The following is a 17,853-nucleotide window of genomic DNA, read 5'->3' as shown; positions in this document are numbered from 1 at the left end:
CAACAAAACACAAACATATGAAAATAGCAATTATAGGTACAGGAAACTTAGGTAAATCTATTGCAAAAGGACTTATTAATACAAAAGCAATTAGTAGTTTATTCTTAACCAAAAGAAACATAGCAGCTCTTAAAGAGTTTGAGACTATTGACAATGTCTTCTTAACAAGTAACAACACAGAAGCAATTCAAAATTCAGACATTATTCTTTTAGCTGTACAACCAGCACATATAACGAAGATATTAGCCGAAATACAAACAGAATTAAAATCACATCATCTGGTTATTTCTACAATTACAGGTTTTTCAATTGCTAAGATTGAAGAAATCATAGGAACTGAGAACAGCATCATCAGGGCTATGCCGAATACAGCTATTGCCGTAGGAAAATCGATGACTTGTTTATGTGGAAACTCTAAAGGATTAGAAAAAATAAGTACTGCGGAGACTATTTTTAACAAACTAGGAACTTCTATCATCATACCTGAATCGCAAATGCAAGCAGCTACGGTAGTTTGTGCTAGTGGTATTGCTTTTTGGATGCGAATGATTAGAGCTACTACTCAAGCTGCTATTCAACTAGGTTTTGATGCCCATGAAGCACAGGAACTAGCCATGCATACCTGCGAAGGAGCTTCTAGCTTACTAATTACCAATGGTAATCATCCAGAGCAAGAAATAGACAAAGTAACTACTCCTAAAGGCTGTACTATTGAGGGACTGAATGAAATGGAACACCAAGGATTAAGTTCATCACTTATCCAAGGAATGGTGGCATCCTACCAAAAAATTAACACTATAAAATCGGAACAATTATGAGTTTATTTAATGTATATCCTTTGTTTGACATTACCCCAATAAAGGCAGCAGATGTTTTTGTATACGATAAAAACGGTACCGAATATTTAGACTTATACGGAGGGCATGCTGTTATTTCTATTGGGCACTCCCATCCTACTTATGTACAAAACATTAGAAAACAATTAAGCGATTTAGGGTTTTATAGCAATTCTATTCAGAATCCATTGCAAGAAGCTTTGGCTAAGAAATTAACACAACAAGCTAATTGTAAGGATTACCAATTGTTCTTATGCAATTCGGGAGCCGAAGCTAATGAAAATGCCTTAAAGCTAGCTTCCTTTCATACGGGTAAAAAGAAAGTTCTTTCTTTCTCAAACTCTTTTCACGGAAGAACCTCAGCTGCTGTTGCTGCTACTGATAACACTAAGATTGTAGCACCTATCAATGCACAGCAAGAAGTTGAATTCTGCCAATTGGGCGATTTAACGGCCGTAGAAAAAGCATTGCAAAAAGGCGATATATGTGCTGTTATTATTGAATGTATTCAAGGAGTTGGTGGTTTGGACGAAAGCTCTACAACGTTTTATCAAGGTTTGGCTAACTTATGTAAAAAGTACCAAACTGTATTGATTGCAGACGAAGTACAATCGGGGTTTGGAAGAACTGGTGATTTCTTTGCCTTTCAAAAACACGGAATTCAACCCGATATTATTTCTATGGCTAAAGGTATGGGTAATGGATTTCCTGTTGGTGGTATCTTAATTCACCCAAGTATTAAAGCATCTTATGGTTTGCTAGGGACTACTTTTGGTGGTAATCACTTAGCCTGTGCAGCTTCGTTAAGTGTCTTAACTGTTTTAGAGCAAGAACAATTATTAGACAATGCCAAGCATATTTCAGCTTACTTTCAACAAAAAGCAGCGACAATTCCTCAAATAAAAAAAGTAAAAGGAAGAGGCTTAATGTTAGGGCTCGAATTCAACTTTCCGATAGCTGACTTACGAAAAGACCTCATCTTTAAGCAACACATATTTACAGGAAGTGCCAAGAATCCGAATTTATTAAGAATCCTTCCGCCATTAACCTTGAAAGAGCCTCAGGTCGATTTCTTTTTTGAAGGACTGATAACCGAGTTAAACAAACATTCATGAAAAAATACACCAACATAAAAGACCTTGAAAGTATTCCAAATACCATTCAAGAAGCCATTGCTTTAAAGAAAAACCCGTATCAATATGCAAGCATTGGAAAGCATAAAACCTTGGTCATGCTATTTTTTAATGCAAGTTTAAGAACGCGATTAAGTACCGAAAAAGCAGCCAAGAACTTAGGGATGGATGTAATGGTATTAAACGTAAACGACTCTTGGAAACTTGAGTTTGAAGACGGAACTATGATGAATTTCAATACTGCTGAACATATCAAAGAAGCTTCACAAGTAGTTTCTCAGTATGCCGATATTATTGCCGTAAGGGCTTTCCCATCATTAAAAGATAAAGCAAAAGATAGCAGCGATTTAGTCCTCAATAGTTTTCTAAAGTATGCCACTGTTCCTGTAATTAATATGGAAAGTGCGGTTGCACATCCACTACAGGCCTTGGCAGATGCCATTACTATTGAAGAGTTGAAAATCATACAAAAACCAAAAGTAGTATTGTCTTGGGCACCCCACCCCAAAGCATTGCCTCATTCAGTTGCCAATTCTTTTGTAAAAATGATGTCAGAAATAGACATTGATTTTTCCATCACACATCCTGAAGGTTATGAATTGGATACTCAAATAACTAAAGATATTCCCATTGAATACAATCAACAAAAAGCCCTACAAGATGCTGATTTTGTTTATGTAAAGAACTGGAGTAGTTATTCAGAATACGGAAAAATACTTTCGGAAGATTCCAGTTGGATGCTTAACAAAGAAACTTTAGGCAACGCCAAATTTATGCACTGCTTGCCCGTAAGAAGAAATGTAGTTGTAGAAGATGCTGTGTTAGATAGTGATGCTTCTGTGGTTATACAACAAGCCAATAACAGAACCTATGCAGCTCAGATAGTATTGAAGAAAATTATAGAAAACCTATCCTCATGAAAACACTTAAAATAATAAAAATAGGCGGCAATATTATTGACGATCCAAAAGCCTTGGACGACTTTCTGTATCACTTTTCAACTATAGAAGGTCCAAAAATACTGGTACATGGAGGCGGTAAACTAGCGACCAAGCTTGCCGAACAAATGAATATTAAGGTACAAATGACTGATGGGAGAAGAATTACCGACACCCAAACCTTAGATCTAATTACCATGGTATATGCAGGAAAAATCAATAAGAACATAGTTACAACACTCCAAAAGAATTCTTGTAATGCTCTTGGTTTTACGGGAGCTGATGGAAATACGATTCTTTCAGTAAAAAGACCAGTAAAAGAGATTGATTATGGTTTTGTGGGCGATGTGATTAAAGTAAACACCACTGTTTTAGAAAGCTTATTAGCACAGCATATTACGCCTGTTTTTTGTGCCATTACACATTCTACTGAAGGACAATTATTAAATACCAATGCCGATACCATAGCTGCTGAGCTAGCCATAGGGTTTGCACAACAGTATCAAACGGAACTCTATTACTGTTTTGAAAAAAACGGAGTACTAATCAATGTAGAAAATGACGATTCTGTGATAGAACATCTTACTAAAGAAACCTACCAAGACCTACTATCACAGCAAATAATAGTCAATGGGATGTTGCCTAAACTAAACAATTGTTTCTATGCTTTAGACCATCAAGTACATAAAGTATACCTTGGAAAACCAGCCATGCTATACAAACAAAATTCTAAATTTACTACCATACAAGCTTCATGAAAACACTAGATATATTAACCACTGAAGCCATTGAGCTTTTAAAAAAGCTAATTGAAACTCCTTCTTTTTCTTCTGAAGAAGATGCTACTGCTGCCTTGCTTGAAAATTGGTTTGTTAACCATCACATACCTTTTCAAAGAAACCAACACAATGTTTGGGCAGTAAACCAACATTTCGATGCACAAAAGCCTAGTTTATTACTTAACTCGCATCACGATACCGTAAAACCAAATAAAGGCTATACCAAAAATCCGTTTGAAGCACTAGTTGAAGACGGTAAACTATACGGTTTAGGAAGCAACGATGCTGGTGGATGCTTGGTTTCTTTATTGGCTACTTTCACTCATTTTTATGCACAGGAAAGCTTAGCTTATAACTTGGTATTTGTAGGTTCAGCTGAAGAAGAAAGCAGCGGAGCTAACGGATTAAACAGTATGTTATCTAGTATTCCGGAAATCGCTGTAGCCATTGTTGGCGAACCTACGCAAATGCAATTGGCCATTGCCGAAAAAGGTTTGGTTGTTTTTGATGCTGTGGTTAAAGGAACTCCGAGTCATGCAGCTCATCCTAACACCAACAATGCTATTTATAATTGTATAGATGTGTTACAATGGTTTAAAGACTATGAATTTGAAAAAACTTCTGAGGTCTTAGGCCCTGTAAAAATGACGGTAACTCAAATCAATGCTGGGAAGCAACACAATGCTGTACCTGCTGAAGTTTCCTTAGTGGTTGATGTTCGTGTAAACGACCAGTACACGAATCAGGAAATTGTCGATTTACTTCAAAAAGAAGCGCCTTGCCATAGTATTGTTCCTCGTAATACGCATTTAAATTCTTCTTCCATTCCTATACATCACGATTTGGTTCAAGCTGGAATTTCCTTAGGTCGAACTACTTATGGCTCTCCTACGCTTTCTGATCAATCTGTATTGAGTTGTCCTTCTTTAAAACTAGGACCTGGAGATAGTAAGCGTTCCCATACCGCTGATGAATTTATTTATCTCCATGAAATTGAAGAAGGAATTGAGTTGTATGTGGAGTTGTTGGGGAGAGTATTGAGGTGTTAGTAGTGAGAATTGAGATGTTAGTATTGAGTAGTTAGACAAAAAGATTAAAGACAGGAAGACTTGATTGAGGTGTTAGATGTGAGACAAAAGATAAAAGACGAAAGACTTAATTGAGTAGTGAGATGTTAGTTGTGAGAATTGAAACTTAGATAAAAAGATTAAAGACGAAAGACGGGAAGACGAAAGACTCGAAACGTGAAAACAACTTTCACTAAAAACTAACAACTAAAGACTAAAAACTTTTGACATGAGTAGTGAGATGTTAGTAGTGAGAATTGAGATGTTAGACGAAAGACGGGAGGACTTGAAATGTAAAAACAATATTTACTAAAAACTAACAACTAAAGACTTAAAACTTTAGATATGAGTATTGAGATATTAGTAGTGAGAATTGAGATGTGAGACAAAAAGATTAAAAACGAAAATATTTGATTGAGTAGTTAGATATGAGTGTTGAGTATTGATAACCAACAACTGATAACCGATAATTGATAATTGTTAACCGATAATTGAAAAAAATGAAACTTTGGGATAAAGGAACCAATATAGACCATAAAATAGAACTGTTTACCGTCGGTAACGACAGAGAAATTGACCTGCATATTGCGAAATACGATGTACTTGCTTCTATAGCACATGCTAAAATGTTACATAGCATCAACATCATAACCGCTGATGAACTTCAACAATTGCTTTCGGGATTAGAGTCCTTGCTTGTGCAAATCAACAACAAGTCTTTTACCATTGAAGCACACTTTGAAGATGTACATTCTAAAATAGAATTTGAACTCACCCAACAATACGGTGATGTTGGAAAGAAAATACATACCGCTCGTTCTAGAAACGATCAGGTGTTAGTCGCTCTGCATTTATATTATAAAGAGAGTTTACAGGAAATCAACCATTTGACTAAATCTTTTTTTGATACCCTTCTCCAATTGGCTGATACTCATAAAGAAGCTTTACTACCTGGTTATACGCATTTGCAAGTAGCCATGCCTTCTTCTTTTGGCTTATGGTTTTCTGCTTATGCTGAACTTTTAATTGATGATGTGTATCTTTTAAATGCAGCATTAAAAGTAGTCGATCAAAATCCATTAGGCTCGGCAGCTGGTTATGGTAGCTCCTTCCCTATCGATAGAGTTTTTACCACCCAAGAACTTGAGTTTGCTACTTTAAAGTACAATGTTGTAGCCGCTCAAATGAGCAGAGGAAAAAGCGAACGTACCGTTGCCATGGCTGTTGGTAGCTTAGCCAATACCCTAGCTCGTTTTGCTATGGATATTTGTTTGTATATGAGTCAGAATTTTGATTTTATTTCCTTTCCTGAAGCGCTTACCACTGGAAGTAGTATTATGCCACATAAAAAGAATCCAGATGTTTTTGAGCTCATCCGTGGTAAGTGTAATAAAATTCAAGCCTTGCAATCCGAAATGCTTTTAATCACCAATAATTTACCAAGTGGCTATCATAGAGACTATCAGTTGTTAAAAGAAAACATGCTACAGGCTTTGGAAAGTATGAAAGAAATTCTGTTCATCTTTAACTATGCCATTGAGCAGATTGTTATCAAAGACATTGATTTGACTTCAGAAAAATACCAATATCTATTTACGGTAGACAATATCAATACATTGGTAGAAAACGGAATGCCTTTCCGAGAGGCTTATCAGAAAATAGGAAATGAGGTAAACCAAGGGAGCTATGTTCCCGACAGATCTAAACAACACAGCCATTTAGGTAGTATAGGAAATTTAGGTTTGGAATTGATACGTCAGAAAATGGAGAACAGTTAACGAGTAATTTAAAATATCGTCTTAAAAGCAGATAATTGAAGTTATCTGCTTTTAAGGAGATATACCATCTGGTAATTATTCTATTTTTTGTCGGTTTTCATCATACAAACCAACCAAAAGACTGTTTCCTTGTGTATCTACTTTGATTCCTCCATACTTGGCTTTTTCATACTTTTTAGCATCTCCTTCTTGAAAAAAGTAAGATTCAGCACCAATGCTTACTCTTCCCCATTTCTTTAAGTTATATCGTATTAAAAACTCTCCCTCGTTTATTGGTTCTTTACCTTCTTGCATACGTACTTTCTTTGCAATACCATCTTCGGTAAGTTTTATTACGCAGAATCCTCTTTTAGTAATACTGTCAGTATCTACATTGTTTGAAATCGCATAATTCAATCTCATATAATCTCCTTGCATTAAAGAACGAGGATCTACAGGGGCTAATTCAAACAAAACCAATTGTCCGTTTTCTAATAAGGCCTCTTTCTGAAAAATTGATCGATTAAACAATACTAATAAAATAGCAAGGTTTAAAAGAATGAGTATCCATTTATATTTCTTCATTATTTCCTAGCATTTTTGTGGTGAATACATAGCATGCTAAAAACAGCACACCTGATACAAATAATAGTATAGACTTGGTTAGTAAAGTAAAGCTCAAGTCGTAATAATATTGCGAAACAAAATAGATTAAAGCTACGATCCCTATAACCAGTCCTGTTTTATAATTAACCAAAAAGCTAAGTAACAACAATATGATAGCTCCCGATATTGCTGGTGAGAATAAAGTTGACAGTAATATTAAAAAGCTTAACACATATAATATCGCCTTGGTTTTAGTTAGTGTTATTTCGTGTACTTTGATAATCACATGTACAATATACATTCCTATGATGATAAATAATACTGAGGAAATCCAAATGTAATTTTCATTCAATGCTATTGCTCCTTTCTTCCCTAGCATACTCAAACCTATTAGAAAGGAAATAACCACGCCAATCCTAAGTGGATTGTATAGTTTCGCTAGCTTTTTTGTGGATGATAATATTCTTGCCTCTTTTAAAAACACATAGCTTAGCATTAAAGCCATCACTCCAACATATATATGGATAAAATCGTAAACCTCTGTATTTAACAATAAAGACAAAAAGCTTCCATTTACGGTAAGTATGGCTATAAACGATAAGATATAATTTTGTGTAATTACTAAAGTACTAAAAGCTATTAAGCCAACGAGTATGGATATCATATCTTCATTCATCTTTGCCAAAGACAAACCAAAAACAAGCATTACAAATCCTGTTATATATATTGTAACACTAAAGGTATCCCAAATAAGATTATCCTTTACTACATTAGTTACAACAGCAAGCACTATAAACAGTCCTCCTAAAAATATCATAGCAGCTTCAGAACTGTAAAAGCCAGCTATTGCTAAAAAGGCTATAAATGCTAACATTGCTACAAAACTTCCTAAAATGGTAAGTATCTTAATTGCTAAGCCCGATTTGTTTTCTTCTTTTTTTAAATAACTGTCTAAAATCGCTTGTTCGTTATAGGTAAAATCTTTGTCTTCACTCAAACGAATACTTTCTAACAATTCCTTTTTATTCGCTAATTCTTCCATTTCTTTTTCAAATCTGTTAAGGTTTTAATCACAACACTTACACTTGCAATAACAAATAGACTCAGGAAGAAAAACATTCCTTCTCCATCTGTTATTTTTAAAAGCAGTGCACAACAAACAATAATACAGCTAAACGCAATTATTGAAAGGTAAAAAACACTTCTTTCCTTCAATCCATATCGAACTCCTATTCCATACAGCCCTGTTGCTAATAGTAATAACACCCAAAAAGCTTCCGAGTTTCTTTCAAAAATTCCTGTTGCAATCCCTACGGTGCTAAAGAATACCACTGCCAATGCTAATACATTGGTAAACCAACTAGGGACACTAATGTGCTCATTTATTTTCTTTACCAATAAGAATGCTATTAAAAACAGTGCATTGATACAAAACAGCAAAGCAAAGACAAAAATTTCTGACCAGTCTTGAGCTACTTGCTCAGCATATAAAATAAGCGTTGTGTTGATGAGCGTTATAAACACTAACCATAAAGGAGCAAAGTTTGAAATGACAACCCAAATAACAATAGCCATAGTCCAACCTAAGAAAAAGTCGTAGGCATTGGCACCCGTTTGATAAATCTGTCCAAATACAGCAAACAACACTCCTACCAATACAGAAACTCCTGTTAGTATTATTTTCTTTATATCTAACGGTATTTTAGCCACTACTAAAACTAGGGTGAGTAGTAAAATTCCTCCTTCTATTAAACCTAGTTTAAAAAACTTGTGCATACTTGCCCAGTTATAGGCAAAGAAGAAAATAATTCCCGCAATAGTAAAACCAACACCCAAACTCATAAAAAACAATCTCAGAAACTGTTGCCAAGATGTTTTATCGTGATACACCTGTGTATTCAATATCTTTTGAATACTTCTTTCAGACCAATTGCTATGCTGGGCAATTATCTGAATATCTTCTCTATCAATATCTTTCATTCAATTTTTTTTAATGTTTTCCCTCTATCCTTTCAAATTTAGTCTACTTTTAGCAACAATCCCAATAAAAATACGCTTTAGAAAAGTCTTTATTAATCAAAGCTTCTTTGTTTATAAAAATATGGCCTAGCCCACTATCTCCAAACATAATATGATCATCTACATCTATTTGTAATAGCTGAACATCGTCTGCACTACCTATCTCATAGTCTCTTGGATCGGATTGTGTAAACTCTGCATAGCCTCCTATTTTATGTCCAGTAGCGTCAAAATATTCTCCAAACTCTTCTTCTTGCTCCTCAGTTAAACTTTCTGAAAAGTCCCAGTAACCATCTTCACCAAACAAATAATCAAATTGTGAATCTTCAGAACCTCCTCTATCAATTCCTTTTTCAAACGATAATTGATGTAGCTTAAAAACAGGCATCTCTTCATAATCCTTAACCGATAAGAAAGAAAAATCTTGTAAAGGCTCTTTCTCTAAATCTTCTTTGGTATGGTAAACAATCGCTGCATCTTCTACATACCATTCTGTTGCCGACAAAAACAATTGAAGAATCCCATCTGTTGGATAAAACTTTAATGAAGGGATTTGTGCAAAGTTAAGCTGAGCCACTAGTACCATTGGTTTCCCATTCTTATCTTTCGGATAGTCTTTTTCTTTTGGAAAAAAGGGAAATCCAAGGAACTTACTGTCTTTTAAGTCTAAATTATCTTCTAAATCTTTTTCTTTTCTAGGTTTCGCAATTATTTTTATAAACTCTCTTTCGTACTCTTTTAAGTCCGATTCATATTTCTTTAAAAAGTCTGGAATCATATAGCTATTTTTTTATACTGAATACACAAATATATCGACTTCTCTTGTAAATAAGGTCTCTTAGAACACAAAAACATCTCTATAAGCATTCATGCAAACACTCCTCTTTTAATGCTTCTAGAGCTATAATATCGGCTTAAGAACAGATAACTTAAATTATCTGCTTTTCAGCAGATATTCTTGTATATCTGCTTAATTAAAGATATATTTGAAAAAAACAACCAATGAAAGCTGTACTTACAGGAGACATTATAAACTCTAGACAAGGAACCATAGAAGATTGGATTCACCTTTTAAAAGATATCTTGAACAACTATGGAGAAGAACCCAAAAGTTGGGAAATTTTTAGAGGCGATAGTTTTCAGTTAGCCCTAGATCCTAAAAAAGCCTTGCTTGCTGCAATCCATATCAAGTCTGCCATTAAGCAAACCAAAACCTACGATGTTAGAATTGCTATTGGTATAGGCGAAGAAACCTATAGTTCGCCTAAAATAACAGAGGCCAATGGTAGTGCCTATATCCACTCTGGTGAATGCTTTGAAGGTTTAAAAAAACATTCTTTAGGTATAAAGTCGGGAAATACTTTACTAGACCAAACCTTGAACACCATGTTTAAACTTTCGCTTTTAATTACCGATAATTGGAGCAGCGTAGTTTCGAAGGTTATTAAAGTAGCCTTGGAAAACCCTGAAAAGAATCAGAAAGACTTGGCCAAACTTCTTGACAGATCGCAAAGTAATATCAGCGAAGCCTTAAAAAGAGGTGGTTATGACGAACTACTAACCATGAATGAATTTTATACTCAACAAATTGCTCAATTATGATAACCCTTCTACTTAAATTATTAATTGCTCATGTTGTAGGAGATTTTGTACTACAACCTACTCATTGGGTAGCTGCTAAAAAAGAAAAGACCTATAAATCTAAATATTTTTACCTGCATGGATTGGTACACTTATTAGCATTGATTGTTATTTTAGGATTCGATACCTCGTATTGGCTTTCTATCCTAGCCATTGTAATTAGTCATTTAGGAATTGATTTATTAAAGTTACGACTGGAAGGTAAATTTAACGACAGTTGGTTATTTGCTGCCGACCAATGCTTACACTTGTTGGTTATTTTCTTAGTGGTATATGCCAATACTCCTTATACCATTGACTTTTCAACGTTGTATGCACCTAAGTTTCTCTTACTTATTCTAGCCCTACTTACGGTTTCATTTGTATCATCTATACTCATGAAAATTTTAATGAGTAAATGGGTACTGGAAGAAGACAAGTCGGAAGACTCTTTAGAAAACGCAGGAAAATACATTGGTATTTTAGAACGTTTGTTTGTTTTTGGCTTTATTTTATTAAACCAATGGAGTGCCATAGGTTTGTTAATCGCTGCGAAATCTGTTTTTAGGTTTGGCGACCTTTCTAGAGCAAAAGACCGAAAACTAACAGAATACATCCTTATAGGAACCCTAATTAGTTTTGGTTTGGCTATTTCTATAGGTCTTACCTACCAATACATCAGCAAGCTTTTATAATTACTACTTTCTACAGCATAAAACAATACCGCTCAATTCATTATAGGATTGAGCTTTTTTTATGCATTCTTATTTAAAAACAGGGAAAAACCTTACTTAAAGTAGGGTTTTCCGTAAAGCTGTTTTGTTATTAAATGCTAGGTTTGTTTAACACTTCAAAAACGATGAAATACCCTTAATTTATTATAAATGCAAGAACAAACTACTGAAGAAATAATCTCTCGTATATATACAATTGATAAAGCTATCTGTAAAAATATAGAAAAATTTAAGGACAATGAAAGAGGAATACTTTCTCAAAATATTTTATCTCAACTTAGAAATTTTGTTGAAATAATATTTTTAAAAGTTTATAGTGAAGATTCTGATATTGACATTACATATGAAAATATAAAAAAAGCAAATGAATACATAAAAGCTAGAGGTGATCTTAAGTTTCTTAAAAGTTTTCATAGGTTTTTACAAATTACTGTTTCACACTATACATTGGATGAAGAAAACTCAGAAAGACTAATGCTTAAATATTATGAATATTTGATAAAAATAAAATCTTATTTAAAATCAAATTATAATATTGAAGTTCTTGGAAATTTAAATTCTTTCCCTATTAATACTGATTCTAACCTAAAAGAATACTATGATAAAATTGCAAAAAAAATAAATTCACTACAAACCACTAGGACAAAAGTTACTTATAACGATAGATATTATATACAGAAAGTTAAACCTTTTTTTATAAATGATAATATTTATTATGAAGTTACTTTTACTAGAGCTCATGATTATGTTAGTAAATTTGATAGAATTATTGCATTTACTAAAAAAGAAATAACTCATAGCTATGCTGTAAAATTGTCTGTAAGCAAAGATTTTATTACAATTTTAGGTAAAAAAATGCCAATTCAAATTATAGATAATTGGGAAGTTTCTATAAGACCCTGTGAATTAAATAATTTTGCTAGCATTTTTGGAAAACACAAAAATTTAGGAAATACAATAGAGTATTTGGAATTAATGAAGTATTTAACTAATGGAATTAACCTAGTTGAATTAACTAACTTAAAAGAAGAATACTATGAACAAATTAAAAAAAACGTCCTTAAAAAAGCCAAGTCATCAAATATATTTAAATTATTAGAAAAATGTCGCAAACTTAATTTAAACCAAAGTCCTGGTTATAATATAATTACATACTTACTTTATAGCTTAAATAATAAAATAATAAAAAAACAATTCAACTCAAACTCATGTCCTCTTTTATCTAACTTACGATTAGAATTTGGTTGTATTCCTTTTGATCAGATGCCTTTCAACTCTTCTTTAAAAAATCATAATCCTAAGTTAATTGATTTATTGAACTCAGTTGATATTTCAAATAGAAAACATGAATTACTAGCAAGATTGATTAAAAATAATACTTTACAAAAAGGACAACTATATACTCCAAAAAACGAATTAGAGAACTTTGAAAAAATAAATAAATTAAAAGAAAAATGGAATGATTCTATTTATTGGAAACATGAAAGACGAAAAATTGGTACTTATAAAAAGCATTTTTATATAGAAGGTTATGAAGAAGATGTTGTCTACATAATTAATAAATTAAAAAAGCTAACCACTAAAGGTATAGGAAATTATTCTAACTCTGTTGATTCGTGGTTACAATCAGAAGGATATATTATAGATTGTGAAGAAAAGAAAAATTCCTTAATAGAGATGTTTGAACAATCAAATGTAGCTTTTATTTATGGTGCAGCAGGAACAGGAAAAACAACAATGATAAATCATATATCAAATTTTTTTAATTCTGATAATAAACTTTTTTTAGCTAACACTAATCCCGCAGTAAACAATTTAGAAAGAAGAGTAAAAGCCTCTAATTGTACATTTAAAACAATAACTAAACTTCTATGGAGTAATCAAACAGAATGTGATATTTTAATTATTGATGAATGTAGTACGGTTAGTAATACTGACTTTCGAAAAGTTTTAAATAAAATAACATTTAGACTTTTAATATTAGTTGGAGATGTATTTCAAATTGAATCTATACTTTTTGGAAATTGGTTTAACTTAGCTAAATCTTTTGTTCCTAAAACTTCTGTTTTTGAATTAACTAAACCATACCGAAGTAATAATCCCAAATTAATTGATTTATGGAATAGAGTAAGGAATATAGACGAAACTATTCTTGAACACATGACAAAAAATCAATATACTACAACTTTAAATGAATCTATATTTGAACATACTGAAAAAGATGAAATCATTCTTTGTTTGAATTATGATGGGTTATACGGTATTAATAACATCAATACTTTCTTACAGGGTAGTAATACAAATCCCCCTACAGTATGGGGCACGCACACATATAAAGTTAATGACCCTATAATTTTTAATGAAGCAGATAGGTTCTCTCCTATACTTTATAATAATTTAAAAGGAAGAATTGTTAAAATAAAAAAAGATAAAGATAAAATTCAATTTGATTTAGAAATTAATAAAGTTATTAATGAATTTGAAACTTACAGTTACGATTTCGAATTATTAGAAAACAATTATGATAATAAATCTACTATTCGTTTTTCTGTTGATAAATTTGATAGTACAGATGAAGATGATGATTCTTCTTCTAATACCGTTATACCTTTTCAAGTTGCTTATGCAGTATCTATTCATAAAGCTCAAGGTTTAGAATATAATTCGGTCAAAATTGTAATTACTAATGAAGTGGAAGAGAGAATTTCTCATAATATATTTTATACTGCTATTACAAGAGCAAAAGAAAAGCTGAAAATATATTGGACTCCTGAAACTGAAAATAAAGTATTAAACAGCTTGGAACATAAATTTAATTCAAGGGATTTTTCCTTAATTAAATCAAAACATAACTTATAATTATATCAAAAAAATTTAAGCCTAACTAATAATTTAAAAATAAAATTCCCTTAAAATGATTTCTACAATTAACCATAGTATAGCTAATTGGACTATAATTATATCTGACCAAGGTTCTCTAAACAAAACTAATCCTAATAAACTAGATTTCAACTCTAAATCCCGTCATTGCCTATTTAAAGGCTGTGGTAATTCTATAAATGTTAGGCGAACTTCAGGTTTATGTGACACTCATAAAGTTCACCAACATGATTTACTTTTATCTTTAATTGATTCCAAAGGAACTAAATTAAAAACACCTACTCACAAAAACATTATTGAGAGTCTTATTAATTGGGCAACACCAAGAAATTATAATTTATCTGCTTTTTTTGAAAAGATTTCATTTTCAATATTAGGAAACATACCTGATGTTACCAGTTTAGCAAACGAAATCACATATAACAATATAGATATTCCAAATCTAAATACTGTTTTTAATTCATCCATTTCTGTAGCAGAAGAATTTTTTCCTAGTAATAATAATTCATCATATCAAATATTATCAAATAAAAATATTGATATACCAATAATAGTTTTAATACATGTATTTATTGGTTTAATTATTTGTGAAGAAGCAAACCGTGGTGATAGATGGCATTGCAGAATGATTAGACTAGATGAAAAAAAAACTTCTAAACTTGGTGGTGCCATGCCTATAGCTTACTTTGCTGCTAGATCATTCAACTGGGGCATAGAAATGGGAGAATCTTCAACCTTTTTAACTAGATAAATTAATTAAGAAAATTTATTTACTTCCTCCTTTAATTTCTTTTATACCTTCCTTCCTAAATCTTCTAATTATTATTTGTAGTTTTGGACAAAATACGTCTATAATCATTTTGTCCAAATGAAAACATTGGGGGACACATTACGAAAAGCAAGAGAACAAAAAGACCTTATACTTAGAAAGGTCTCTGCAGAAGTTGATATTGACCAATCACTGATTAGTAAGTTTGAAAAAAGTGAGAGAAAACCTACTAAAGAGCAATTAATTAGATTAGCGAATTTCTATAAACTTTCCGAGAAAGAACTTATTATAAATTGGTATTCTGAAAAAATAGCTCAAGAATTAAAAAACACAGAATCTTCGTCTGAAATATTAAAAATAGCAGAAGAGAAAATTAAATACTATAAAAATCAAGAAAATGGGTAATAAATCTATAAAAGTAGCTGAGCTTTTTGCGGGAGTTGGAGGATTTCGACTTGGTTTAGAAAAAAGTAATTATAATATCGTTTGGAGTAATCAATGGGAGCCTTCTACAAAGAAGCAACATGCTTCTTTAGTTTATGAAGCTCGTTTTGGAAAAGAAAACCATTCAAATGAAGATATAGCTAGTGTCCCAACAAAAGAAATTCCTAATCACGATTTACTGGTTGGAGGATTTCCTTGTCAAGACTATTCTGTTGCGACAACATTACACAACTCAAAAGGGTTGAAAGGTAAAAAAGGGGTTTTATGGTGGTCCATTCATAGAATTTTAGAGGAAAAGAAAGATAAAAAGCCTAAATACTTATTTTTAGAGAATGTAGATAGACTTTTAAAATCTCCAGCCAAACAAAGAGGTAGAGACTTTGCCGTTATGCTTCAAAGTTTAAATGAACTTGGTTATGCGGTAGAATGGAGAGTTATAAATGCAGCTGAGTATGGTATGCCACAACGTAGAAGAAGAGTTTTCTTTTTAGGTTACCATAAATCAAGTAATTTATATAAAAAGTTAAAAAAAGAGATAGCTTCTAATTGGATTACTAAAACAGGAACTATAGCAACTGCTTTTCCAGTTCAAGAAACTAATTCAATACAAGAGTTTGAATTAAAAGGAGATTTAGTAGAAATTACAAATGCATTTAATAAAGAAGGGAAACTTTCTCCTTTTCAAAACACTGGCTTAATGATTAATGGAAAAATATTTACTACTAAATCTCGAGCCAATTATAGTGGAAAACATACAGTTTTAAAAGATGTTTTACAAAACGGAGAAGTAACAAATGAGTTTTTCATTGAAGACAAGTCACTAAAAACCACAAAAACTATAATTAATAAAGATGGTAGTTTGAAAACTATTTCTACAGAGAAACAAATGTGGGAGTACTTAAAAGGAGCAAAAAAAGAAAAAAGAAAAACACAAGATGGATTTGAATATAATTATAGCGAAGGAGCTATGATATACCCTGATGCCTTAGATAACGCTTCTAGAACAATTATAACTGGGGAAGGAGGTAAATCTCCATCAAGATTTAAACATGTTGTTGAAACTGATAAAGGTTTAAGGAGATTAACTCCAATAGAATTAGAACGTTTAAATATGTTTCCAGATAATCATACGCAACTTGAAGGCATTACAAACACCAAAAGAGCTTTTTTTATGGGAAATGCCTTAGTTGTGGGGATTATTGAAAAAATTGGAAAAGAACTTTATAAAAAAATAAATAATGGATAAAAGAAATAATCGAGTACAACCTGTAAGGCTTTCCCCTGAATTCTTCCCTTTAGATATTCATAAATCAATGTTCATAAACGATTTAACAATCACATTACCTTCTTACTATGTTAAAAGTTGGGGACAAAGCATTATTAATAAGCATAATGAAGATAATTATAAATGGATTATTGATATTGACTACGAATCTCCAAAAGATTTAGGTAGAGTAAAGCACAATTTCAAGGTAACTTTATGGCTTTCTTTCATAAAAAATAGAAGAAAAGAAAGTTCTTATCGCATTAAATGGGATAAAGATTTTGCTACACAACTTGCTAAAGATTATCCTAAAAGCTTCGTTAGATCTTTAGAATATCATATTGGTGATGAATATTATAAAAACCAAAGATTCACCGAATATGATATTGGAGGCTTTAAGGAACAGTTACAAGTAAAAGTAGAATGGAAAAAAGAAAAGCCTAGCATACGTATAAAAGAATATTTTAAAGTTAGAGAAGAATCTCAAGGTTTTCCTAATATTTTTAAAGAATTAAGTTCTTATTTAATTGCTGATTACCTATTAAGTGATGACAATGAAATATTAAGAAGAATTCAAATAAGTGAATGGAAGCCAAGGAATGAGCTTAAAAAAGAAATGAATGAAAATAATATTTATCTTCTTTTAAATAGAGAAAAAAAAGAGTTTTATATTGGAGAAACTAAACAATCTTTATCTCAAAGATATCCTGATGGTCAAAAGCATCACTCATTTGATGACTGGAATGAGTACTCTATAATACAACTCCCACCAGAAACCTCTAATCAAACTAGATTACTAATAGAGAGAGTTTTAATAGCTACTGGTATCAAACTTTTTAAAAATAATTTAAGTAAAGATATTCCAGTTTTAAATGAAGATTCTGAAATGAAATTAATGAATTTAAAACATTAAAAAACTTATAAATCAAAAACTCTGAAAAGAAACTACTCATATCCATTATTAGTCTTGGTTTTATAGGGCTTCTCTTCTACTATTTTGCTTGGTC

At 31.9% G+C, this 17,853-nt stretch carries 17 protein-coding genes; 13 read left to right on the top strand and 4 right to left on the bottom strand.

The genetic code is table 11. The annotated features are described in order from the left end of the window. The first annotated feature begins 17 nt into the window (after positions 1-17). The 6 genes from proC to argH all read left to right on the top strand — a co-directional run bounded on the left by proC (position 18) and on the right by argH (position 6,531). Positions 18-818 (top strand): pyrroline-5-carboxylate reductase, encoded by an 801-nt coding sequence (gene proC / locus ACOQN8_RS12390; protein WP_420552923.1) that lies wholly within the window; start codon positions 18-20, stop codon positions 816-818. Further along, positions 815-1,951, top strand: a complete 1,137-nt coding sequence (locus tag ACOQN8_RS12385; protein WP_420552922.1) for an aspartate aminotransferase family protein — start codon at positions 815-817, stop codon at positions 1,949-1,951. The genes proC and ACOQN8_RS12385 overlap by 4 nt, the downstream gene beginning before the upstream one ends. Beyond that, complete coding sequence (locus ACOQN8_RS12380) at positions 1,948-2,889, top strand: Rossmann-fold NAD(P)-binding domain-containing protein (protein ID WP_420552921.1); 942 nt, start codon at positions 1,948-1,950, stop codon at positions 2,887-2,889. Before ACOQN8_RS12385 ends, ACOQN8_RS12380 begins: the two co-directional genes overlap by 4 nt. Next, entirely contained in the window at positions 2,886-3,665 is a 780-nt protein-coding gene (argB, locus tag ACOQN8_RS12375) for an acetylglutamate kinase (protein WP_420552920.1), read from the top strand. Before ACOQN8_RS12380 ends, argB begins: the two co-directional genes overlap by 4 nt. Then, the gene (locus ACOQN8_RS12370; RefSeq protein WP_420552919.1) at positions 3,662-4,735 is read left to right on the top strand and encodes a M20 family metallo-hydrolase; all 1,074 of its coding nucleotides are present in this window, start codon (positions 3,662-3,664) and stop codon (positions 4,733-4,735) included. The genes argB and ACOQN8_RS12370 overlap by 4 nt, the downstream gene beginning before the upstream one ends. Before the next feature lie 518 nt (positions 4,736-5,253). Beyond that, a complete protein-coding gene (gene argH, locus ACOQN8_RS12365) occupies positions 5,254-6,531 on the top strand; it encodes an argininosuccinate lyase (protein ID WP_420552918.1) in 1,278 nt (425 codons plus the stop codon). A 75-nt stretch (positions 6,532-6,606) separates the two neighbouring features. On the opposite strand, the gene ACOQN8_RS12360 is transcribed toward argH, so the two are convergent. Genes ACOQN8_RS12360 through ACOQN8_RS12345 form a run of 4 tightly spaced genes read right to left on the bottom strand, consistent with a single transcriptional unit; the run spans position 6,607 to position 9,913 of the window. After that, a complete protein-coding gene (locus ACOQN8_RS12360) occupies positions 6,607-7,095 on the bottom strand; it encodes a GDYXXLXY domain-containing protein (RefSeq protein WP_420552917.1) in 489 nt (162 codons plus the stop codon). Further along, on the bottom strand, positions 7,082-8,158 hold the full coding sequence (locus ACOQN8_RS12355; RefSeq protein ID WP_420552916.1) for a DUF4401 domain-containing protein: 1,077 nt from the start codon (positions 8,156-8,158) through the stop codon (positions 7,082-7,084). The genes ACOQN8_RS12360 and ACOQN8_RS12355 overlap by 14 nt, the downstream gene beginning before the upstream one ends. Further along, positions 8,146-9,096, bottom strand: a complete 951-nt coding sequence (locus ACOQN8_RS12350; RefSeq protein WP_420552915.1) for a DUF2157 domain-containing protein — start codon at positions 9,094-9,096, stop codon at positions 8,146-8,148. The genes ACOQN8_RS12355 and ACOQN8_RS12350 overlap by 13 nt, the downstream gene beginning before the upstream one ends. Positions 9,097-9,145: 49 nt before the next feature. Further along, on the bottom strand, positions 9,146-9,913 hold the full coding sequence (locus tag ACOQN8_RS12345) for a YwqG family protein (RefSeq protein WP_420552914.1): 768 nt from the start codon (positions 9,911-9,913) through the stop codon (positions 9,146-9,148). Between the two features lie 224 nt (positions 9,914-10,137). Between ACOQN8_RS12345 and ACOQN8_RS12340 the strand changes: the two genes are divergently transcribed. The 7 genes from ACOQN8_RS12340 (at position 10,138) to ACOQN8_RS12310 (ending at position 17,759) form a co-directional block, all read left to right on the top strand. After that, positions 10,138-10,737: a SatD family protein gene (locus ACOQN8_RS12340; protein ID WP_420552913.1), complete on the top strand. Its 600-nt coding sequence runs from the start codon at positions 10,138-10,140 to the stop codon at positions 10,735-10,737. Beyond that, entirely contained in the window at positions 10,734-11,450 is a 717-nt protein-coding gene (locus tag ACOQN8_RS12335; RefSeq protein WP_420552912.1) for a DUF3307 domain-containing protein, read from the top strand. Before ACOQN8_RS12340 ends, ACOQN8_RS12335 begins: the two co-directional genes overlap by 4 nt. 189 nt (positions 11,451-11,639) lie before the next feature. Further along, positions 11,640-14,348, top strand: coding sequence for an ATP-dependent DNA helicase (locus ACOQN8_RS12330; protein ID WP_420552911.1), 2,709 nt, complete (start codon positions 11,640-11,642; stop codon positions 14,346-14,348). A gap of 55 nt (positions 14,349-14,403) precedes the next feature. Then, positions 14,404-15,120: a hypothetical protein gene (locus ACOQN8_RS12325; RefSeq protein WP_420552910.1), complete on the top strand. Its 717-nt coding sequence runs from the start codon at positions 14,404-14,406 to the stop codon at positions 15,118-15,120. A 117-nt stretch (positions 15,121-15,237) separates the two neighbouring features. After that, positions 15,238-15,543 carry a helix-turn-helix domain-containing protein gene (locus ACOQN8_RS12320; RefSeq protein WP_420552909.1) on the top strand — a complete coding sequence of 102 codons (306 nt, stop codon included), beginning with the start codon at positions 15,238-15,240 and terminating at the stop codon, positions 15,541-15,543. Further along, positions 15,536-16,828, top strand: coding sequence for a DNA (cytosine-5-)-methyltransferase (gene dcm, locus ACOQN8_RS12315; RefSeq protein WP_420552908.1), 1,293 nt, complete (start codon positions 15,536-15,538; stop codon positions 16,826-16,828). Before ACOQN8_RS12320 ends, dcm begins: the two co-directional genes overlap by 8 nt. Further along, positions 16,821-17,759, top strand: coding sequence for a hypothetical protein (locus ACOQN8_RS12310; protein ID WP_420552907.1), 939 nt, complete (start codon positions 16,821-16,823; stop codon positions 17,757-17,759). Before dcm ends, ACOQN8_RS12310 begins: the two co-directional genes overlap by 8 nt. Positions 17,760-17,853: the final 94 nt, after the last annotated feature.

The sequence above is a fragment of the Tenacibaculum aiptasiae genome (assembly GCF_965221665.1).
GTDB lineage: Bacteria > Bacteroidota > Bacteroidia > Flavobacteriales > Flavobacteriaceae > Polaribacter > Polaribacter aiptasiae.
This window is presented reverse-complemented; position numbering and strand designations above follow the sequence as displayed.